The organism is Herbaspirillum sp. GCM10030257, assembly GCF_042666555.1.
Classification (GTDB): Bacteria; Pseudomonadota; Gammaproteobacteria; order Burkholderiales; family Burkholderiaceae_D; genus Noviherbaspirillum.
The window spans coordinates 56,443-75,741 of sequence record NZ_JBHTDH010000020.1; the positions used below are offsets into that span (position 1 = coordinate 56,443).

20 protein-coding genes and 1 pseudogene are annotated in these 19,299 nt (G+C 56.9%); 4 read left to right on the top strand and 17 right to left on the bottom strand.

The window, feature by feature from the left end:
- Positions 1 to 5: 5 nt before the first annotated feature.
- From ACFQUU_RS22520 to purB, 4 genes are all read right to left on the bottom strand, one after another.
- Complete coding sequence (locus ACFQUU_RS22520) at positions 6 to 581, bottom strand: YceI family protein (protein WP_382250357.1); 576 nt, start codon at positions 579 to 581, stop codon at positions 6 to 8.
- A 30-nt stretch (positions 582 to 611) separates the two neighbouring features.
- Positions 612 to 1,172 carry a YceI family protein gene (locus ACFQUU_RS22525; protein ID WP_382250380.1) on the bottom strand — a complete coding sequence of 187 codons (561 nt, stop codon included), beginning with the start codon at positions 1,170 to 1,172 and terminating at the stop codon, positions 612 to 614.
- Positions 1,173 to 1,200: 28 nt separating this feature from the next.
- Positions 1,201 to 1,725 (bottom strand): cytochrome b, encoded by a 525-nt coding sequence (locus ACFQUU_RS22530; protein WP_382250358.1) that lies wholly within the window; start codon positions 1,723 to 1,725, stop codon positions 1,201 to 1,203.
- Positions 1,726 to 2,028: 303 nt separating this feature from the next.
- Positions 2,029 to 3,396: an adenylosuccinate lyase gene (gene purB / locus ACFQUU_RS22535; protein ID WP_382250359.1), complete on the bottom strand. Its 1,368-nt coding sequence runs from the start codon at positions 3,394 to 3,396 to the stop codon at positions 2,029 to 2,031.
- Between the two features lie 198 nt (positions 3,397 to 3,594).
- On the opposite strand from purB, the gene ACFQUU_RS22540 reads away from it, so the two are divergent.
- Positions 3,595 to 4,203 carry a glutathione S-transferase family protein gene (locus ACFQUU_RS22540; RefSeq protein ID WP_382250360.1) on the top strand — a complete coding sequence of 203 codons (609 nt, stop codon included), beginning with the start codon at positions 3,595 to 3,597 and terminating at the stop codon, positions 4,201 to 4,203.
- 182 nt (positions 4,204 to 4,385) lie between these two features.
- Here the strand turns inward: ACFQUU_RS22540 and bfr are convergent, their stop codons facing one another.
- The 7 genes and pseudogenes from bfr to hemP form a co-directional block, all read right to left on the bottom strand.
- Positions 4,386 to 4,856 carry a bacterioferritin gene (bfr, locus tag ACFQUU_RS22545; RefSeq protein WP_382250361.1) on the bottom strand — a complete coding sequence of 157 codons (471 nt, stop codon included), beginning with the start codon at positions 4,854 to 4,856 and terminating at the stop codon, positions 4,386 to 4,388.
- 285 nt (positions 4,857 to 5,141) lie between these two features.
- Positions 5,142 to 5,855 (bottom strand): autoinducer binding domain-containing protein, encoded by a 714-nt coding sequence (locus tag ACFQUU_RS22550; protein WP_382250362.1) that lies wholly within the window; start codon positions 5,853 to 5,855, stop codon positions 5,142 to 5,144.
- A gap of 237 nt (positions 5,856 to 6,092) precedes the next feature.
- A pseudogene (locus ACFQUU_RS22555) lies at positions 6,093 to 6,662 on the bottom strand (acyl-homoserine-lactone synthase); the annotation flags it as partial.
- A gap of 83 nt (positions 6,663 to 6,745) precedes the next feature.
- Positions 6,746 to 7,177, bottom strand: a complete 432-nt coding sequence (locus ACFQUU_RS22560; RefSeq protein WP_382250363.1) for a DUF4902 domain-containing protein — start codon at positions 7,175 to 7,177, stop codon at positions 6,746 to 6,748.
- A gap of 304 nt (positions 7,178 to 7,481) precedes the next feature.
- Positions 7,482 to 7,697, bottom strand: a complete 216-nt coding sequence (locus tag ACFQUU_RS22565) for a bacterioferritin-associated ferredoxin (protein ID WP_382250364.1) — start codon at positions 7,695 to 7,697, stop codon at positions 7,482 to 7,484.
- Between the two features lie 43 nt (positions 7,698 to 7,740).
- Positions 7,741 to 8,058 carry a hypothetical protein gene (locus tag ACFQUU_RS22570; RefSeq protein WP_057290675.1) on the bottom strand — a complete coding sequence of 106 codons (318 nt, stop codon included), beginning with the start codon at positions 8,056 to 8,058 and terminating at the stop codon, positions 7,741 to 7,743.
- Between the two features lie 151 nt (positions 8,059 to 8,209).
- Entirely contained in the window at positions 8,210 to 8,401 is a 192-nt protein-coding gene (gene hemP / locus ACFQUU_RS22575) for a hemin uptake protein HemP (RefSeq protein WP_382250365.1), read from the bottom strand.
- Between the two features lie 152 nt (positions 8,402 to 8,553).
- Between hemP and ACFQUU_RS22580 the strand changes: the two genes are divergently transcribed.
- On the top strand, positions 8,554 to 8,931 hold the full coding sequence (locus tag ACFQUU_RS22580) for a GFA family protein (RefSeq protein ID WP_382250366.1): 378 nt from the start codon (positions 8,554 to 8,556) through the stop codon (positions 8,929 to 8,931).
- Between the two features lie 38 nt (positions 8,932 to 8,969).
- Here ACFQUU_RS22580 and mnmA read toward each other — a convergent pair whose 3' ends face one another.
- Together mnmA and ACFQUU_RS22590 are read right to left on the bottom strand one after the other, a co-directional pair.
- Positions 8,970 to 10,073 carry a tRNA 2-thiouridine(34) synthase MnmA gene (mnmA, locus tag ACFQUU_RS22585; protein WP_382250367.1) on the bottom strand — a complete coding sequence of 368 codons (1,104 nt, stop codon included), beginning with the start codon at positions 10,071 to 10,073 and terminating at the stop codon, positions 8,970 to 8,972.
- Positions 10,066 to 10,551 (bottom strand): NUDIX hydrolase, encoded by a 486-nt coding sequence (locus tag ACFQUU_RS22590; protein ID WP_382250368.1) that lies wholly within the window; start codon positions 10,549 to 10,551, stop codon positions 10,066 to 10,068. Before ACFQUU_RS22590 ends, mnmA begins: the two co-directional genes overlap by 8 nt.
- A gap of 418 nt (positions 10,552 to 10,969) precedes the next feature.
- Here ACFQUU_RS22590 and ACFQUU_RS22595 point away from each other — a divergent pair, with 418 nt between their 5' ends.
- Together ACFQUU_RS22595 and pntB are read left to right on the top strand one after the other, a co-directional pair.
- Positions 10,970 to 12,559 (top strand): Re/Si-specific NAD(P)(+) transhydrogenase subunit alpha, encoded by a 1,590-nt coding sequence (locus ACFQUU_RS22595; protein ID WP_382250369.1) that lies wholly within the window; start codon positions 10,970 to 10,972, stop codon positions 12,557 to 12,559.
- A gap of 11 nt (positions 12,560 to 12,570) precedes the next feature.
- Positions 12,571 to 13,995 (top strand): Re/Si-specific NAD(P)(+) transhydrogenase subunit beta, encoded by a 1,425-nt coding sequence (pntB, locus tag ACFQUU_RS22600; protein ID WP_382250370.1) that lies wholly within the window; start codon positions 12,571 to 12,573, stop codon positions 13,993 to 13,995.
- A 741-nt stretch (positions 13,996 to 14,736) separates the two neighbouring features.
- Here pntB and ACFQUU_RS22605 read toward each other — a convergent pair.
- The 4 genes from ACFQUU_RS22605 to ACFQUU_RS22620 form a co-directional block, all read right to left on the bottom strand.
- Positions 14,737 to 15,915, bottom strand: a complete 1,179-nt coding sequence (locus ACFQUU_RS22605) for a UbiH/UbiF/VisC/COQ6 family ubiquinone biosynthesis hydroxylase (protein WP_382250371.1) — start codon at positions 15,913 to 15,915, stop codon at positions 14,737 to 14,739.
- Entirely contained in the window at positions 15,915 to 17,246 is a 1,332-nt protein-coding gene (gene pepP / locus ACFQUU_RS22610; RefSeq protein ID WP_382250372.1) for a Xaa-Pro aminopeptidase, read from the bottom strand. The genes ACFQUU_RS22605 and pepP overlap by 1 nt, the downstream gene beginning before the upstream one ends.
- A 50-nt stretch (positions 17,247 to 17,296) precedes the next feature.
- On the bottom strand, positions 17,297 to 17,992 hold the full coding sequence (murU, locus tag ACFQUU_RS22615) for an N-acetylmuramate alpha-1-phosphate uridylyltransferase MurU (protein WP_382250373.1): 696 nt from the start codon (positions 17,990 to 17,992) through the stop codon (positions 17,297 to 17,299).
- Positions 17,993 to 18,097: 105 nt separating this feature from the next.
- Entirely contained in the window at positions 18,098 to 19,132 is a 1,035-nt protein-coding gene (locus ACFQUU_RS22620) for an aminoglycoside phosphotransferase family protein (RefSeq protein WP_382250374.1), read from the bottom strand.
- Positions 19,133 to 19,299 lie beyond the last annotated feature (167 nt).

Genomic DNA, 19,299 nt, shown 5'->3' on the forward strand with positions numbered 1-19,299 from the left:
TTGGCTTAATCAGCCTTCAACGCTTCGACCTGGATTGCCAGTTTGACTTCCGGTGAAAACATCGGCGTGCCGTAGCTCAGGCCGAAATCGGTACGGTTGAATTGCGCAGTCGCGTCGGCGCCGCACACTTCACGCTTGAGCATCGGGTGTGGAATGCACTTGAACTTGTTGATGTTCAGTGTCACCGGCTTGGTAACACCCAACATGGTCATGTCACCTTCGACCGCTACCGGGGTGTCGCCATTGAACTTGATCGACTTGCCCTTGTAGACGATGGTCGGATATTGCGCGACATTGAACATGTCCTTGCCTTTTGCATGCTCGTTCATCTTGGCATGGCCAAAATCCAGCGAGTCGGCATCGATTTTGATATCCACCGAGCCCGATTTCGATGTACGGTCCAGCGTCACGGTGCCGCTGGTCTTGGTGAACTTGCCGCGCCATAGCGAAATGCCCATGTGATCGGCTTCGAAACTCGGATACGTGTGGTTCGGTTCGATGGTGTAAGTCTGTGCGAAAGCCGATGTGGCGCTGATGGCGAACAGGGCAGCGGCGAGGTGCTTCAGATGCTTCAATTGCATGAATACTCCTTGTATCGATAGTGAGTGTGCTTATTGTGTCGCAACGACACGGAATTTGATGATGACTTCATCGGCGACCATGCTGGTGTCTTTCCACTCGCCTTCGCCGATGTTGAACGCGAGTCGCTTGATCGGCAGCGCGCCTTCAAAAACCTGGGCATTACCTTCCTTTTTCACTGTCATCGGAAAACTGACGTCGGCGGTCTTGCCTTTGATCGTGAGCTTGCCGGAAACATCCAGCTTGCCGCCGGCGGCCGGTTTCAATGCGCTCGACACAAAGCTCGCCTTTGGAAACTGTGCGCCGTTGAACCATTCTTTCTTTTGTACTTCCTTGTTGTATTCCGGATCGCCCAGATCGAAGCTGGGGACGTCAATATCAACGCTGGCCTTGCCTGCTTCCGGCTTGGCGCTGTCGTAGTCGATTTGTGCGTTGAACTTCTTGAACTTTGCCTCGACGGGCACGCTCATTTGCTTGAATACCGCTGACACGCTGCTTTTGGCAGGGTCGGTCTTCATCGCGGCCGCAAGCACGGGCAGGGCGAAGGCAATCGCGGCGGCGGCTGCGGTACGGCGCAACAATGCGGAAATCATCATGGGGGGCATCCTTTCGAGCGAGTGGTCAGGGCAGCATGCGCTTGAGCACGCCATCCCTGTCAATGAATTGGTGTTTGAGTGCGGCGACAACGTGGAGCGCGAACATGGCGAGCAGTGTCATGTTGAGCCAGTAGTGCACCTGCTTGAGGATAACCTTCCACTCTGGGTTCGGGTCGATCAGCTCCGGCAGTGGAAGCACGCCGAGATAAACGACGGGTACACCTGCCGCCAGGCTGTAAAAATAACCTGACACCGGAATGGCAAACATCAGCAAGTACAGCAAGCCATGCAAGCTATGCGCGGCGCTTTGCTGCCAACCTGGCATGGCTGCAGGATAGGCGGGCGCCTTATGGCCGAGCCGCCAGAGCAATCGCAGACAGGCTAGACACAAAACTGTGATCCCTATCCATTTGTGCCAGGAAAAGTACTTGAGCTTGGTCGGCGTAATCCCGGGAATATCTACCATGGTGACGCCGAGCGCAAAGGCGGCAATGATAAGCAGGGCGATCAACCAGTGCAGGATGATCGCCGGCAAGGTGTACCGGGACATGATTTCCGTTTAATAATTAGTTCGTATTAGGACTAATGTAGCATGAAAGTTGACGAGGGGTATGACGTCCTTATTAGTTATGGTGTACAGCTTGGAGCTTTGATGCGATAGGGACGCCCTTGGCTTACGACCAATGATGCTGCTTGCCGAGGATGGGAAGAGGAATGATTCAAACGGTTTTGGGAGAGAGTCAACCGGTTTCCTCCCCCATTTAGGGAGAGGAACCAGGGTGGGGTAAGGCGCCTTGCGCCATCGATTGCATCCACCCGGAGACGGTGATCTAAGCCGGTAGAAAAACGATTATTAAATCGCCTTTGCCAGCTTTTCCGCCACACCAATGTAATTGGCTGGTGTCATCGCCAGCAACTGGTCCTTGGCCTGTTGTGGAATGGCCAGTCCGTTGATGAACTCACGCAGTGCATCTTTCGAAATACCTTTGCCGCGTGTTAGTTCCTTTAACTGCTCATACGGGTTTTCGATGCCATAACGACGCATCACGGTCTGCACCGGCTCTGCCAGTACTTCCCAGGTTGCGTCGAGGTCTTCGGCCAGGCGCCCCGGATTGACTTCCAGCTTGTTCAGGCCGCGCAGGCAGCTGTCGTAGGCGAGGATGGCATAACCGAAGGCGACGCCGATATTGCGCAGTACGGTCGAATCGGTCAGGTCGCGCTGCCAGCGCGACACCGGCAGCTTTTCGGACAAGTGCTTGAGCACCGCATTGGCGAGGCCGAGATTGCCTTCGGAGTTTTCGAAGTCGATCGGGTTGACCTTGTGCGGCATGGTCGATGATCCGATTTCCCCGGCCTTGGTGCGCTGCTTGAAGTAACCCAGCGAGATGTAGCCCCAGATGTCGCGGTTGAGGTCAAGCAGGATGGTATTGGCACGCGCAATGGCATCAAACAGTTCTGCCATATAGTCATGCGGCTCGATCTGGATCGTGTAGGGATTGTAAGTCAGGCCGAGACGCTGCTCGATCACGTTCTTGGAGAACGTCTCCCAGTCGAATTCAGGATAGGCGGACAGGTGCGCGTTGTAGTTGCCGACTGCACCATTCATTTTGCCGAGCAGTTCCACGCCGGCGATGCGCTGCTCCGCACGCTTGAGGCGGGCAACCACGTTCGCAATTTCCTTGCCCAGCGTTGTCGGGCTGGCCGGTTGGCCATGGGTGCGCGACAGCATCGGCAGTGCGGCATTATCGTGCGCAATCTCGGTAAGCTTTGCGATGACTGCCTGCAGTGACGGCAGCAGCACGTCGTTGCGTGCCGCCTTGAGCATCATGCCGTGCGAAGTGTTGTTGATGTCTTCGGAGGTGCAGGCGAAATGGATGAATTCGGATGCGGCGACCAGTTCCGGCACATCCTTTACCTTTTCCTTGAGCCAGTATTCGACAGCCTTCACGTCATGGTTGGTCACCGCTTCGATGGCCTTGATGCGCTCGGCATCGCCTTCGCTGAATTCACTGGCAAGTTTGTCAAGCAAGGCAGTGGCGGCGACTGAAAACGGTTTGAGTTCGGCAAATCCGGCGGTCGACAACGCCTGCAGCCATGCAATCTCCACCTTCACGCGATGGTGCATGAATCCAGCTTCGGACAGGAGCGGGCGCAGCTTGTCGGTCTTGGCGGCGTAGCGGCCATCCAACGGGGAGAGAGCGGAGAGGGCGGAAAGCGACATGATGTGAAAAGCGGGAGAAGTGAGTAAAAATGTGCGCAAAAACGGGAAAATCGATGCGCCAATGAAGTGCAATCCCGCATTTTACCATTCTGGCCAACGTGAAAAGCCTTAGCTCAGCGTCGGTCTGGAAGCCGCCCGGGCCGGAATAGTGAGCTTCCTCAATGTTATAATCGACGCCACTTCATACCATACTCATCTATGAAACTCATCGGTTCCTTCGCCAGTCCCTACGTCAGAAAAGTCCGCGTCGTGATGGCGGAAAAAAAGCTCGACTATGAATTGATCATCGAGAATGTCTGGGCGCCCGATACCAGGATCCTGCAATCCAACCCGCTTGGCAAAGTTCCCTGCCTGGTCATGGAAGATGGCGGCGCGATGTTCGATTCGCGCGTGATTGTCGAATACCTGGATACGCTGACACCGGTGTGCAAGTTGCTTCCGCCGAACGGTCGCGAACGTGCCGAAGTCAAGTGCTGGGAAGCCCTGGCCGATGGCGTTGCCGATGCCGCGGTGCTGGTACGCCTCGAGCGCACCTTGCGTCCGGAAGCCCAGCAAAACGCGGAATGGATACAGCGCCAGATGGACAAGGTGCGTGCGGGACTGAAGGCCATGTCCGCCGGCCTGAAGGACACACCATTTTGCTGCGGCAATCACTATACGCTGGCCGATGTTGCGGTCGGATGCACGCTGGGCTGGATCTCTTTCCGCTTCCCGGAAATCGATTGGCGCGGCGATTACCCCAACCTTGCCAAGCTGTTCGACAAGTTGTCGGAGCGGCCTTCGTTCAAGGATACGATTCCGCAATAAAGGATGTGCGGATAGTAAACGTTCTGCTGTTGCATGTGCATATGTGGTACGTGGACCTGCACTTGCTGCTTCTTAGACCGGTGAGCAGATAGGCAACGCACAAGCACAAAGGGCAGTCGAGTGTATCGACTGCCCTTTGCTTTTGCTGTCATGGAATGAGCGGCTTGCCCACCATGACTGCATTATTCGTCCATCTGGGACTGCAAATAATTTTGCAGACCTACCGTGTTGATCAGGTCAAGCTGGGTTTCGATCCATTCGATGTGCTCTTCGGTGTCTTCGAGGATGTCACGCAAAATTTCTCGTGACACGAAGTCTGCCGCAGCTTCGCATGCCTTGATGCCATCCTTGACGGTTTGCTGTGACGCCTGTTCCAGCTTCAGGTCGCATTCCAGCATTTCCGGTGTCGACTCACCGATCATCAGCTTGTGCAGCGCCTGCAGGTTGGGCAGTCCGTCCAGCATCAGGATACGATTGATCAGGTTATCGGCATGCTTCATTTCGCCGATGGATTCTTCGTATTCCTTCTTGGCGATCTTGCCGAAGCCCCAGTGCCGATACATTCGCGCATGCAAAAAGTATTGGTTTACTGCAGTGAGTTCGTTGGTCAGCTGTGCGTTGAGCAGCCGGATGATGTTCGGGTCGCCTTTCATGGAGTCCTCTGCAGTAATGTATTAGGGTCGGCGAACCTGTCGCTGCCAGCTCGTCCGGTTGTCAGGCATCCATGATAGCGCACCATGTCGTTTTTTCCATCCACCACGATGCTTTTTCCGTTCACCGCGAAACTGCATCCAGTTGCGATGCGCGCTCAAGTTGAAGTCATTACCTTAAAGCCGTGGTTTGATTTCCGTCAGGAATTGTGCCCGCGATTGAGCGGCGGTACTGTGCGATATATATTGGCGAAAATCTTTTTGCCAGCTCTTAATCAACCGCGTACCTTAGTAAAGCAAGCCGAGCGCGGTGGCTTTGACGGCGGCCTGGGTTTTGTTGGAGGCGCCAAGCTTAGTGACCACGTTGTTGATGTGGAAGTTAATCGTACGTTCGGATACGATCAGGATCTGCGCAATTTCAGATGCGGTTTTCCCTTCCGCAGTCCAGCGCAGTACTTCTTTTTCCCGAGCCGTAATACCAACCTGCGTCTCGGGAGCGAGCCTCGGGGTCAGACGTTTTGACATGGCGGCATGGATACACTGAGTCAGCCAGACCATTCTTGGCTGGTTCGCATGGAGTTCGCTTTCGGACAGCTGTTCGGTGCTGCGGGCAAGCGTCAGCAGGCCTACGCTCCCACGCGCATCGCGCGAGGATTGCGCCCACCCGAATTTCAAACCGTGTTCGCGCGCATCCTCCCACATTTCCTGTGCAGAGGCGAACAGGCTATTGGACCACACTACCGGCAAGGTGGATTGCAAAGCGTGCCGTACGGTCGGGTCCACGTGCAAGTAGTTGCGCTCGTGATAGTAACTCTGCCACTGGCGGGGGTAATTGCTGAACATCGTGACACTCGGGCGCGATATCGGCACCGGTATCTGGATGCCGTATGCGCAATATTCGAAACCGATTGCAGCCGCCATGCCGGCCGCCCGATTGAACAGCTGGTGTTCCGATTCAGGCTCCAGCAATGCTCCCAACAGATCTTCCCGCCACCATTCCATGCTTATACCTCCGCGAACGGACATTATTGCATGAATGGCAATTATGTTAATGCCAACTTTGCAACGATCTGGTGACAGTGCTCAATATCCAGCGCAGGAGAAACCATGTATCGATGCGCCCGTGGCATACAGTGTGGCAGCGGGCACTGCAGGGGTCGTGCGCTCAAGCGACGACTGAGCGTACGTGGCGTAGGAAGGCTTATTGGCGTGCCAAGGATGATCGTGTTGAGCCGTCTGCTCGTTTCCAAGGGCGATACAAGTTATATCGTCTAGCTCGATCCAGCATGCAAAGACGGGTTTGCCATCCACCAGCGCCGGTGGGCCGGCCCGGTGTGCATGCACGCCCATACGATGCAACAGGCGTTCGATGCCGAGCGGCGATACCGTAATCAGGCGTCTGGCTCCCAGCTCCATCGCGCTTTTCACGGCCGCAGCAAGCAAAGTGCGGGTATTCAATGCAAGATCGACGGCCGAGACCGCATCGATTGTTGCAGCCGAAAAGCGCGACAGTTCCCAGACATCGTGCGCATGGGGTGCCGGCATGCCCGCCAACAGGTGTGGAAACACTTCGCTCAGGAGGTAAGGCTCTGTCGTTGGAAGAAGGCGGGCGCAACCGCAGATGGCACCGTCCGGTTCGCGGGTGATCACGTAAAAGGTGTTTTGATGGTCGAACTGATCGCGTTCCAGGCCATTTTCCACCGGCAGCGGCCAACCGAGTCGCTCGATGAAGATCTTATGCCGGTACTGGGCGAGCGCAGTTTCGATATCCGGAAAAGATATATTCAATCTGCCACAGATTGTGTGCATGTTCGGTCCCTTTTGTGGTTGCCCGGTTGCATTAAATCGCTGCGGCCCATTCTTTGGAAACTGTTAAAGTTGACAGGCAATCTCTAGACTGGACAGGCGCTATCCTTATGCAACGCGCTTCTGACCGCATCTTGCCACTTGAACGCCTGAAGCCAGGTATGCAGCAGACTGGAAGTCCTGAGCGGCCCCAAGTCGTAGCCCGTTGTATCGATCAGCATCAGGTTGCTGCGCACACCGTCCGGTGCGACCAATATTTGTCCGGAATGCGATTGGATAAACCATCCCCATCCAAGTGAGATATCCGGTTGTGTTTCGCTTTTCCATTCGGAGAAACCTGCCACGCTGACAGCAATGGAGTTATCCCTGAGGTCTTCCAGGAAGTCTGTGTCGGTATGGGAAAAGAGATGCACGAATGGCAGTGAAGCGAGGCTGCCCAATGGCAGTCGAATATAACCATCGGGCGACATGCGTGGCAGCCGATGTTCAACAGGGCGATGGTATAAGTAGATGTCCACGGCGAAGCACGCTCATGCTGGCAAACGTCAGCAGGGGTAGTTCAGGATGATGCGAATTGTAGGCAAGGTCGGCGCAGTTGACGACTGTCAGTTTTGACAAGCTGCCAAGCGGTATCGGACAGTCATCAAGAGGCGGGATAAGAGTGTGCACCAAGCATCAAGCGGATGCTGGCGGGTCCGATAAGTGGAAGAACGAAATACGCAGAATGCCAGGATCGGAGGAAAACTGCTGTCCCCCGATCCTGCGTGATGAGAGGGCGCGCAGTGCTACGGCCCCCTCCCGAAACGCCGTGTGTTAGGCCGATTATGCGGCGATCGCTGACTGAAACATCATGGGTTGTCCTTCCATTTCACGTTCTTCCAACGCTTCGCGCAGCACGGTCTTTGCGCAGGAGTGACATTTGCCGCAGCAGGTGCCGACCGCCAGTTTTTCGCGCAATTGCGGCATCGTAGTGAGGCCTTCATCGACGGCCTGGCGGATTTTGCGTTCAGAGACGTTGTGGCAAACACATACAATCATTAATGCACCTTGCTGTTATCTTTGATCTGATACTGCGCTCAAGTTAGTTGAAACGATTTCCGGCAACCAGTCGGAGTAGACGACCTTGTCGGGACGGCGTCATCGCCCGCTCCACCACCATGGCCCATTGCTCCGACAACTGCTGGCAGGTGGCACGCAGCACCGGCGCTAGATCCGGCAGTTCGGCCAGTGCTTTGAGGTGCCGCTCAATGACTGATGCCAGCTTGGTGCAGGCCCTGCTTTCCTGGCTGTTTGCCGTGTAATGCGACATCAGATGAAGCACGGCCGAAACCAGCAATTCAGGTTGGGCAGGGAGGTGCGTCGGTTCAAAAAAAGCCGGATCGAACGTGTCGATAGCCATGGCAGTTTCCTTTCGCAATGAGAGGCGTTGGTAGCTGGCTATCGCACGAACTGATGCTGCGGCTGGCTGGCAAATCATGGGTTTACTGATTGAAAACGAGTTGGTAATGCAAGTCGGTAATGCAATAGCTGCGTAGCTGCCTGACGGCATATCAGGCCGTCAGAATCAGTTTGTTCAGCTGAGTCAAGCGCAGCCGGTAAATTCGGCCATGATGATCAATCTCCAGTTCACGCTGCTGCTGCAACAGGTCTTCACTCTTGATTCGCACTATGCGTGTATCGGAATCCGTAGTCGCACCGGTCAACGAGGTCGTGCCTGTCTTCTGCTCTGTAAGTCGGTCCATTACGTGTCCTTTTGTAAATGCGAACAATTCTTATTTAGATTATTGTCCAACTTAACAGGCTTGGCAAGCGGTTTTGTGCAATTCGAGCGAGAATTATCAAGAAGGCCAGAGGCGAAATTGACGCTGGGAAATATTTAACCAGGGGGGCTACGATGTACGCAGGAAGTTGCCTGTGCGGCAAGGTGAAATACGTAATCTCTGGCGAACTGGACGATGCCAGCCATTGCCACTGCACGATGTGTCAGAAGGCGCATGGTGCCGCATTCGGATCGTATGCGAACACGGCGCGAAGTGCGTTCAGGTTTACGGAAGGGTGGGAATACGTAGCGTCCTATGCGTCTTCGCCGAAGGTACAGCGCACGTTTTGCAGCGTTTGTGGATCGACGCTGCAGTGGATGGCCGATTACAAAAGCGATGTGCTGTCGATTGCTCTGGGTACGCTTGACACGCCGTATCGCACTCCGGTGCGAAAGCACATCTATGTGGATACCAAAGCACCATGGAATGATTTACCCAGCGATGACACGTGAGCGTGCCGGCAAATCTAACCCGCGTCCGGTATTCGGCGTCAGCTGCTGGCCGAATTAATGATGCCGCCACCCAGGCAGACTTCGCCGTCGTACAGGACCGCCGATTGCCCCGGTGTGACTGCCCATTGCGAAGTGTCGAACGACAGGGAGAAGCGCTCGGCATCATCGACCGTGAGAACGCATGGCACGTCGGCCTGACGGTAACGCGTTTTCGCCGCAAGTTGTCCCGCCGTTGGCGGTTCGCCGGCGATCCAGCTTGCCTGGGCTGACTTTAGTGCACCGGATAACAGCCAGGGGTGATCATGTCCCTGCACGACGTACAAGGTATTGTTTTCCACATCCTTGCGTGCCACATACCAGGCGTCGCTGCTGCCCTCCGCATTCTGGTAGGACTTGATGCCGCCAAGGCCGATTCCCTTGCGCTGGCCCAGCGTGTAGAAACTCAGCCCGACATGTTCGCCGACGACTGTGCCATCCGGTGTCATCATCGGACCCGGCTTGTACGACAGATAGCGGTTCAGAAACTCGCGGAAAGGACGTTCACCGATGAAGCAGATGCCGGTGGAATCCTTTTTTCTTGCATTCGGCAGGCCGATGCGTTCGGCGATCTTGCGGACCTCCGTCTTCGGAATTTCACCCAGCGGGAACAGGGTTTTCGATAGCTGCGCCTGGTTGAGGCGGTGCAGGAAATAGCTCTGGTCCTTGCTTGCATCGAGCGCCTTGAGCAGTTCGAAACGACCGTTTTCACCCTGCCGCACACGCGCGTAATGCCCGGTGGCGATGAGGTCCGCGCCGAGTTTCATTGCGTGGTCAAGGAAGGCCTTGAATTTGATTTCGGCATTGCATAGCACGTCGGGGTTCGGTGTGCGGCCAGCCTGGTATTCGCGCAGGAACTCGGCAAACACCCGATCCTTGTATTCGGCGGCGAAATTTACCGCTTCGATGTCGACGCCGACCACATCGGCGACGCTGGCGGCATCGATCCAGTCTTCGCGTGTCGAGCAGTATTCCGAATCGTCGTCGTCTTCCCAGTTTTTCATGAACAGGCCAATGACTTCGTAGCCCTGTTCCTTCAGCAGCCAGGCCGAAACCGAGGAATCGACGCCGCCCGACATACCTATGACGACCCGTTTCTTAGCCACGGAACTCTCCAATGACACTGGGATGGGTGTAGATCGTTGACAACGGTGACAGCTGGCCTGCCAGGTAATCGTCGATGCAGCGCATGACCAGTGGACTGCGGTGCTTGCTTTCGCAGGCCAGCAACTCTTCGTGGGTCATCCAGACGGCGCGCAGGATGCCGGTGTCGAGCGGGAGCTGAAGATCACGGCCAACTTCGCCGCAGAACGCGAAACGCAGATAGGTAACCTGTAGGTTGGTGCGTGAAGAGACATAACGCGACATGTATATGCCGATCAGTGCTGTCGGTGTGAATTCATGCGCGGTTTCTTCCATCGTCTCGCGCGAGACAGCCTGAATCAGCGACTCATTGGGATCGAGGTGGCCCGCCGGCTGGTTAAAGCGGATTCCATCGCTGGTTTCTTCTTCCACCAGTAAGAAGCGTCCATCGCGTTCGATGACAGCAGCAACAGTAACAGAGGGTTTCCAGACGTCAGACATGGTATTCCTTGAAGAGGGCGACATTTTACCCTGCAAGTATTAATTGCGCCGTCTTCACAGTGAGTGTTGATGGCCTTGGTAAAAGTTGAGGCTAGGAATATTCCATTGACCTTGTAAAGGCATCTTGATTTTTCACAACACTATTTGTCTGTTGCTCATCTTCACCAAAAAAGCTGGTACATTCAATTTTTTTAACACGGTAGAGAGTCGAAACCCCTACTTTTCTACCCGAGACAACTGGCTTTAGACGTAATTTTCGACAAAAACATAAAAAAGAACGGTTGTGCTAATTTTTGAAATCCGTGTAAGATCGGCGTAAGAATTAATCATTTGTAATATCAGGCTTGAAACTGCGACCGTAAGGCGAATGCTCGCCCTGCGGTGGACACATCACAATTCACATCAATAAGGGAAGCGTATGGCTTTGGTCATTGGAGTACCCCGGGAGGTTTTTCCCGGCGAAAAGCGCGTTGCCACCGTACCGGACGTTGTTGAAAAGCTCATCAAGTTGGGCTTTTCTGTCGCCGTCGAGTCCGGGGCGGGCGATGCGGCCAACTTTAGCGACGACACGTATCGCGCCGCCGGGGCGCAGATTGTCGATAACGCAGCGCAGCTGTGGTCGACTTCGGACATCGTGTTCAAGGTACGTGGGCCAAGCCCCGAAGAAGTTGGCCTGATCCGTCCGGGCACCACCCTGGTCAGCTTCATCTGGCCCGCGCAGAATCCCGAACTGATGCAGCAGCTGGCCACAAAACAAGTCACCGTGCTGGCCATGGACAGCGTGCCGCGCATGTCGCGCGCGCAGAAGATGGATGCTCTGAGCTCGATGGCCAACATCGCCGGTTACCGTGCAGTGATCGAGGCCGCCCATCATTTTGGCCGTTTCTTTACCGGCCAGATTACGGCTGCAGGCAAAGTGCCGCCCGCCAAGGTATTCGTAATCGGTGCCGGTGTCGCCGGACTTGCTGCGATTGGCGCGGCATCCGGACTGGGTGCGATCGTGCGCGCCAACGATACCCGTCCGGAAGTGGCCGACCAAGTCAAATCCATGGGCGGTGAATTCGTCGGGGTCGACTACACCGAGGAAGGTTCCGGTGTCGGCGGCTACGCCAAGGTGATGAGCGAAGGCTTCCAGAAAGCCCAGCGCGACACCTTTGCCAAACAGGCAAAGGAAGTCGACATCATCATCACGACCGCGCTGATTCCCGGCAAACCGGCTCCCAAGCTGATCACCGCCGAGATGGTGCAGTCCATGAAACCGGGCAGCGTCATTGTCGACCTCGCGTCCGAGCAGGGCGGTAACTGCGAACTGACCGAACCGGGCCAGGTCGTCGTCAGGCACGGCGTGACCATTATCGGTTATGCCGACCTGCCGAGCCGGCTTTCCAAGCAGGCAAGCACGCTGTATGCGACCAATCTGCTGCGCCTGACGGAAGAGCTGTGCAAGAACAAGGACGGTACCATCAACGTCAACATGGACGACGAGGTGATTCGCGGCACCACCGTCATCAAGGAAGGCAATATCACCTGGCCGCCGCCACCGCCAAAACTTTCGGCCGCTCCGGCAACGCCGGCGGCAGCCAAACCAGCCATCGCACCGGCACCCAAGGGCCATGGCCACGGCGCTGGCGGTGCACCGGCATCGGGCAGTCGCATTGCGATCATCTTCGGTATCGCGGCCATCCTGTTCTGGCTGATCGGCGCCTACGCGCCCGCGGCTTTCCTCGGTCACCTGACGGTGTTCGTACTGGCGTGCTTTGTTGGCTACATGGTGGTGTGGAACGTAACACCGGCATTGCATACACCGCTGATGAGTGTGACCAATGCCATTTCCAGCATCATCGCCATCGGCGCACTGGTGCAGATTGCGCCGCCATTGGCCGCGGGTGCAGAGCGTCCGGGTGACTGGATCCGCTGGCTGGCCGTGATTGGCATCGTGCTTACCACCATCAATATGTTCGGCGGCTTCGCCGTCACGCGCCGCATGCTGGCGATGTTCCGCAAATAAGGGAGCGATAAATGTCTGAAAGTCTCACAACAGTCGCCTACCTTGGTGCAGCCATCCTGTTCATCCTGAGCCTGGGTGGTTTGTCGAATCCGGAAACTTCCCGGCGCGGCAACCTGTACGGCATCATCGGCATGGCGCTGGCAGTGCTGGCCACCATCTTTGGTCCGCATGTCACAGCAATCGGCATTCCGTGGATCGTCGGCGCCATGGTGGTCGGCGGCGCCATCGGCCTGTACGCGGCGCGTACGGTGCAGATGACCCAGATGCCGGAACTGGTCGCATTGATGCACAGCCTGGTTGGCCTGGCTGCAACGCTGGTCGGCTATGCCAGCTTTATCGACCCGGCAGCGTCGGCGAACTTCTCCGGGGCCGAAAAAGCGATCCATGAAGCAGAAATCTATATCGGTGTGCTGATCGGCGCGGTGACCTTTTCCGGTTCGATCATCGCTTTCGGCAAACTGTCCGGCCGCATCGGTGGCAAGCCCCTGTTGCTTCCGGCCCGTCACCTGCTGAATCTGATCGGCCTGCTGATCGTGATCTGGTTTGGCGTGCAGTTCCTGCGCGCGGAATCGATTTCCGCCGGCATGACGCCGCTGATCATCATGACAGTGATCGCCTTGTTGTTCGGCATCCACATGGTGATGGCGATCGGTGGCGCCGACATGCCGGTGGTGGTGTCGATGCTCAACAGCTATTCCGGCTGGGCGGCGGCGGCGACCGGTTTCATGCTGTCGAATGACTTGCTGATCGTGACCGGCGCATTGGTTGGTTCGAGCGGTGCGATCCTGTCGTACATCATGTGCCGCGCGATGAACCGTAACTTCTTTAGTGTGATTGCCGGCGGCTTTGGCAGCGACAGCGGCAAACCGAAGGCCGTTGCTGGTGCGGCGGCCCAACCTGAGGGCGAAGTCACCGCGGTGACTGCCGGGGAAACGGCTGAACTGTTGCGCGAAGCGAAGAGTGTGATCATTGTGCCGGGCTACGGCATGGCGGTTGCGCAGGCACAGCATACCGTGTTTGAAATCACCAAGACGTTGCGCGAGAAGGGCGTGAATGTGCGCTTTGGCATTCACCCGGTGGCGGGTCGTATGCCTGGGCACATGAACGTGCTGCTGGCGGAGGCCAAGGTGCCTTATGACATCGTCATGGAGATGGACGAAATCAATGAGGATTTCCCGGATACCGATGTGGCGATGGTGATTGGCGCCAATGACATCGTTAATCCTGCGGCGATGGAAGATCCGACCAGCCCGATCGCGGGTATGCCGGTGCTGGAGGTGTGGAAGGCGAAGACGTCGATTGTGATGAAGCGGAGTATGGCTTCGGGATATGCGGGGGTGGATAATCCGCTGTTCTATAAGGAAAACAATCGTATGTTGTTTGGGGATGCCAAGAAGATGCTGGATGAGGTGTTGGTGTCTTTGAAGTCGGCTTGATGGGGCTTCTGGTTTTTCTTCGGTGATGCCGGTCTGTTAGATCTCCGTGGATGCTTGCCGGGACTGGCCCCGGCGGGCCACTTACCTTCTTTGCTTCGCCAAAGAAGGTAAGCCAAGAAAGGCGACCCCGGTTCGCCGCCCTTCGGGTTCCCAAAAGAGCGCGGGCCAAAACGGGAAGCGAAACAAACTCGCCTGCGGCTCAGACAGGTTTCGCTTCTTTATCCGTTTTGGCCCGTACTCTTTTGGCGGCTGCACAGGGGATTTTTAACACCATCTCCGCCCTAACCCTCCTCTTGAAGAGGAGGGAACTTCGGCTCGCTCGCTGCGCATCGCATTGCCGATTGCCGCTATTGGCACTCTCTACGGACGGTACTTTCTTCGGACGGTAATCCATCCTCACTACTTCCCAACATCAAGAACGTCCCCTCCCTTTCAAGGGGAGGGCTAGGGTGGGGATGGGTTTAAAAACCCCCTGTGCAGACGCCAAAAGAGCAGTGCCGCAAGCGGATAAAGAAGCGCAGTTGTCTGAGCCGCAGGCGAGTTCTGCGCTTCCCGCTTGCGGCACTGCTCTTTTGGGAACCCGAAGGGCGGCTGAACCGGGGGCGCCTTTCTTGGCTTACCTTCTTTGGCGAAGCAAAGAAGGTAAGTGGCCCGCCGGGGCCAGTCCCGGCAAGCATCCACGAAGAACGAACAGACCCGAATCACCGAAGAGAAGAAAAACCAAATTCACGACGACAACAACTAAGACCGCCGCCCAAACATCATCTGCTCCGCCAATACCCGCTTAGCCGGCCCAACCGCATCCACCACCCCCAGCGACAATCCCAGCAGAGCCTGCGACAACGCCCCATCCGGCGCACTCGCAAACACCCGCGCCAGCGCATCCGTCAACCGTATCGTCACCCCACGATCAACTTGCCGCTCCTCGGCAAATCGCTGCAACGCCGAAGCCGTCAATTCGCTCGCCAGCAGCCGCGCCAGCACAACCGCATCCCGCAAACCGAGATTCAATCCCTGCCCGGCAACCGGATGCAAGGTCTGCGCCGCATTACCAATTGCCACCGTCCTGGCCGACGCCGCAGGATTGGCATTCAATCCCAACGGATAAGTCACGCGCTGACTGATTCCCGTGAACCGTCCCACGCGCCCGCCAAAGGCATTGCCAAGTTCCGCAAGAAACGCCGCATCTGATAAGCCGTAAAGCCGGGAAGCAGTATCCGGCCGCACACACCACACCATCGCATAGCCACCATCCTGCGGCAGCAGGGCAAGCGGCCCCTGGTCGGTGAAACGCTCGAACGCGCGATGCTTCAAGGCCGCACTCGTGGTGACATGCGCAATGATCGCCGTCTGTTCATAGTCGCGCCGCAAGGCCTTGGCAGGTTGATCCGAAAATACACCGCCTTCGGCCTGCACCATGATTTGGGCAGTCACCGAATGGCCTTCGGCAAACTGGATCTCCACATGGTCATGGCGCTCGGACGACGAGCTGACATGCATCGGGCGCAGCATGGTGATGCCCGCATGTGCCGCGACCGAATTCAGTGCTGAAACCACAGACCCGTAACGCGCCACATAGCCCAACGCCGGCAACCGGTATTCGTTGCGGTCAATCAGCGTACGCCCGAAATGGCCGCGCCGCGATACATGGATTTCGTGGATCTCGTCTGCATCAATCGGCCAGCAGCCGACATCTTCCAGGATCTGCCGGCTGCCATAGGACAGGGCAATCGAACGCGGATCCTGCGCGGACTGTTCGGGCAATTTTGCGTCGATCAGCGCAATGCGACCCGCTGACATGCCGCGTTTGACGAGCAGCAATGCCAGCGTCAGGCCCACCGGCCCGGCGCCGCAAATGGCGATGTCGTACTGATTGTCCTGTGTTCCTGCCATCGTTGGTTGGTACGTCGATTGATGCATTAGCGTTTCATTACCGCTTCGATCTCGGCAACGGTTTTCGGCGCATCGTGCGTGATCAGTTCACAGCCGTTCTCCGTCACCACGGCATCGTCTTCGATACGGATGCCGATATTCCAGTACTTTTCCGGCACACCCGCTTCCGGGCGCACATAGATGCCTGGCTCGATGGTCAACACCATGCCCGGCTGCAGCTGGCGCCATGGTTTTTCCGAACCGGTCGCGCCGATTTCGCGGTATTCGCCCACGTCATGCACATCCATGCCGAGCCAGTGGCCGGTACGATGCATGTAGAACTGGCGGAACGCCCCTTTTTCGATGACATCTTCCAGCGAGCCGACCTTGTTCTTGTCGAGCAGGCCGGTGTCGAGCATGCCTTGGGCGAGCACTTTCACCGCGGCGTCATGACCGTCCATGAAGCGCTTGCCGGGACGTGTCTCGGCGACGGCTGCGGCCTGCGACGCCAGCACAATCTCGTACAACTCCTGTTGCGGGCCGGTAAATTTGCCGTTCGCCGGGAAGGTGCGGGTGATATCGGAGGCATAGCTGTCGAGCTCGCAGCCGGCGTCAATCAGGACCAGGTCGCCATCGCGGATTTCAGCGTCGCTGGCGCGGTAGTGCAGTACGCAGGCGTTGGCGCCGGTGGCGACGATGGAACCGTAGGCGGGATATTGCGAACCATTGCGGCGGAATTCATGCAGCAGTTCCGCTTCCAGTTGGTATTCACGCAAGCCCGGGCGTGAAACCTGCATCGCGCGGCGATGTGCTTCGGCCGAGATGGCGGCCGCACGCTTCATGATGGCGATTTCATCGGCATCCTTGATCAGGCGCATTTCATCCAGCAGCACATGCACATCATGGACGACCGATGGCGCCGCCACGCCGGCACGTGACTGCATGCGAACCGCCTGCAGCCAGTTCTGCACCTGGGTGTCGAGCTTGCTATCGCTGCCGAGCGCATAAAACAGCGCCGGCGCATCCGCCATCAGCTTGGGCATCTCGGTATCGAGCGCGGCGACGGGATGGGCGATGTCGAAGTCAAAGCTTTCGCGCGCCGCTTCCGGACCATAGCGGTAGCCATCCCAGATTTCGCGTTCAAGATTCTTTTCGCGGCAGAACAGGATGGCCTGGTTGGTCTTGCCAGCCACCAGCACGATGACTGCTTCCGGCTCGGTAAAGCCGGATAGATAGTAGAAATAACTGTCGTGCCGGTACGGATAGTCGGCATCGCGGTTGCGCATGACTTCCGGTGCGGTGGGAATGATGGCAATGCCGCCGCCTTTTGCCTGCATCTGGGCCATCAGTGCTGCGCGTCGTGCTGCGTATGATTTCATCTGCGGTTTTCCTTTAGGCGTTCTTTAGGCTTTTAATTCAGCCATTCAACTCAAACGTTCAACTGAGCAAGCCGCTCCGGGGTGCCGACATCGGTCCAGTCGCCACGATACACTTCGCCGCCCACCTGTCCGCGTGACGCATACTCGCGCAAAATGGGCGCGATCGGCGCCGATTGCCCGGGCTCGACCGAATCGAAAATCTCGGTGCGATAGACGCCAATGCCGGAGAAGGTATAGCGCGGATCGCCTTCATTGGCGATCGAAAAACTGTTCAGCGCAAAATCCCCCTTGAGGTTGTGCGCCGGGTTCTTCACCAGGTAAAGCCATGCAACATCGCGCTTGTCGGCCGGATGCGGGTTGCCCCACATATCGTTGTCCTGCAAGGCTTCTTTCACCTGCTCAAAATCGAAGTGCGGGCAATAGATATCGGCTGCGACCGCGACAAATGGTTCCTCGCCCAGCAGATGGCGGGCTTTCGCCACACCGCCGGCAGTTTCCAGTGCCTTGCCTTCGGACGAGTAACTGATGCGTGCGCCGAATCTGGATCCGTCGCCCAGCGCTTCTTCGATCATGTGGCCGAGATGCGCATGGTTGATCACGATATCCTTGATGTCGGCACGGACCAGGTTCAGGATGTGCCAGACGATCAGCGGCCTGCCCCGGACGGTCAGCAGTGGTTTGGGGCAGGTATCGGTGAGGGGGCGCATCCGCTCACCTCGGCCGGCGGCGAAAATCATCGCTTTCATTAAATGGCTTTCTGAAATGCATGGACTACGGCGGGCAGGCAAGCCGTGCACAGCGAGGTTACGCTACACATGGTGCACCTACCCTGACGCAGTAAATTGTATGCCTTAAAACGTAAAGCCCACGGAAGGACCTTTTTCTTCCAGGTCATCCAGCAGACGGATCAGCGGGGCCAACTGGTTGTAGCGGCCAGCCGCCTTGCGCGTGTATTCCATGACCAGCGGCAGGTCCTTGAGATACGCATCCTTGCCGTCGCGGTGGTACAGGCGCGCAAAAATACCCAGTACTTTCAGGTGGCGCTGCAAGCCCATGAACTCAAAGTCGCGGTAAAACGCATCGATGTCGGGATTGACCGGCAACCCGGCCCGGCGGGCGCGTTCCCAGTAGCGGATGGTCCAGTCCAGCACCATTTCTTCGTCCCACTGGATGTAGGCGTCGCGCAGCAGCGATACGAGGTCATAGGTGATCGGGCCGTAGACCGCGTCCTGGAAATCGAGGATGCCCGGATTTCCCTTGGCCGTCACCATCAGGTTGCGCGAATGGTAATCCCGGTGCACGAACACCTGGGGCTGGGCGAGGTTGTTGGCCAGCAGGACATCGAATACCTTGTTCAGGGTCTCGGTTTGCTTTTCTGTCATGGTGACGCCAAGGTGCTTGCCGACATACCAGTCGGGAAACAGCATCAGTTCGCGCTGCAGCAGGGCGCGGTCGTATTCCGGCAACACGCCCGGCTGGCTCTGCGTCTGGATCAGGATCAGCGAATCGATCGCGTCCAGGTAAAGCTTGTGAGCGGTGTCATGGTTAAGCTGGTTCAGGTAAGTGGTCGAACCAAGGTCGCTTAGCAGCAGGTAGCCGCGTTCCACATCCTGGGCCAGGATATGCGGCACCGAGGCGCCGGACTTGCCAAAAAGTTCAGCAACATGGATGAACGGACGTACATCTTCCTGCGGCGGAGGCGCGTCCATGACGATATAGGTGCTGTTACCGGTGCCATCAGCGGCATCAACCCGGAAATACCGGCGAAAGCTGGCGTCCGAAGAGGCCGGACGAATCGATTCGGTGTGGATCTTGATTTCAGGCAGTGTTGCGAGCCATTGTTTTGCTTCGTTAAGACGGGTATCGGATGCGTTATTTACAGACATGAAACAACCTGGGAAGTGGAGACAATCCGTTGAGGGATAGGGTAGGGTAGGAAGGGTCTGTTGCCAGAACCCCTCCCCCCTAAGAACCGTGCGTGCGACTTTCACCGCACACGGCTCAAGCACAATATAAGTTCCTATGCAGGAACCGGTTTCGTAACTTTTATGTC

What these genes read in the sequence shown, in the direction of transcription:
- purB (WP_382250359.1), bottom strand. Translation starts at nt 3,396, where the DNA reads ATGTCGCTTTCCGCCCTCTCCGCTCTCTCCCCGTTGGATGGCCGCTAC.
- pepP (WP_382250372.1), bottom strand. Translation starts at nt 17,246, where the DNA reads ATGAAATCATACGCAGCACGACGCGCAGCACTGATGGCCCAGATGCAG.
- hemP (WP_382250365.1), bottom strand. Translation starts at nt 8,401, where the DNA reads ATGGACCGACTTACAGAGCAGAAGACAGGCACGACCTCGTTGACCGGT.
- ACFQUU_RS22525 (WP_382250380.1), bottom strand. Translation starts at nt 1,172, where the DNA reads ATGATTTCCGCATTGTTGCGCCGTACCGCAGCCGCCGCCGCGATTGCC.
- bfr (WP_382250361.1), bottom strand. Translation starts at nt 4,856, where the DNA reads ATGAAAGGCGACCCGAACATCATCCGGCTGCTCAACGCACAGCTGACC.
- ACFQUU_RS22550 (WP_382250362.1), bottom strand. Translation starts at nt 5,855, where the DNA reads ATGGAATGGTGGCGGGAAGATCTGTTGGGAGCATTGCTGGAGCCTGAA.
- ACFQUU_RS22565 (WP_382250364.1), bottom strand. Translation starts at nt 7,697, where the DNA reads ATGATTGTATGTGTTTGCCACAACGTCTCTGAACGCAAAATCCGCCAG.
- ACFQUU_RS22540 (WP_382250360.1), top strand. Translation starts at nt 3,595, where the DNA reads ATGAAACTCATCGGTTCCTTCGCCAGTCCCTACGTCAGAAAAGTCCGC.
- pntB (WP_382250370.1), top strand. Translation starts at nt 12,571, where the DNA reads ATGTCTGAAAGTCTCACAACAGTCGCCTACCTTGGTGCAGCCATCCTG.
- ACFQUU_RS22605 (WP_382250371.1), bottom strand. Translation starts at nt 15,915, where the DNA reads ATGCATCAATCGACGTACCAACCAACGATGGCAGGAACACAGGACAAT.
- ACFQUU_RS22580 (WP_382250366.1), top strand. Translation starts at nt 8,554, where the DNA reads ATGTACGCAGGAAGTTGCCTGTGCGGCAAGGTGAAATACGTAATCTCT.
- ACFQUU_RS22520 (WP_382250357.1), bottom strand. Translation starts at nt 581, where the DNA reads ATGCAATTGAAGCATCTGAAGCACCTCGCCGCTGCCCTGTTCGCCATC.
- ACFQUU_RS22620 (WP_382250374.1), bottom strand. Translation starts at nt 19,132, where the DNA reads ATGTCTGTAAATAACGCATCCGATACCCGTCTTAACGAAGCAAAACAA.
- ACFQUU_RS22570 (WP_057290675.1), bottom strand. Translation starts at nt 8,058, where the DNA reads ATGGCTATCGACACGTTCGATCCGGCTTTTTTTGAACCGACGCACCTC.
- murU (WP_382250373.1), bottom strand. Translation starts at nt 17,992, where the DNA reads ATGAAAGCGATGATTTTCGCCGCCGGCCGAGGTGAGCGGATGCGCCCC.
- ACFQUU_RS22530 (WP_382250358.1), bottom strand. Translation starts at nt 1,725, where the DNA reads ATGTCCCGGTACACCTTGCCGGCGATCATCCTGCACTGGTTGATCGCC.
- ACFQUU_RS22595 (WP_382250369.1), top strand. Translation starts at nt 10,970, where the DNA reads ATGGCTTTGGTCATTGGAGTACCCCGGGAGGTTTTTCCCGGCGAAAAG.
- ACFQUU_RS22590 (WP_382250368.1), bottom strand. Translation starts at nt 10,551, where the DNA reads ATGTCTGACGTCTGGAAACCCTCTGTTACTGTTGCTGCTGTCATCGAA.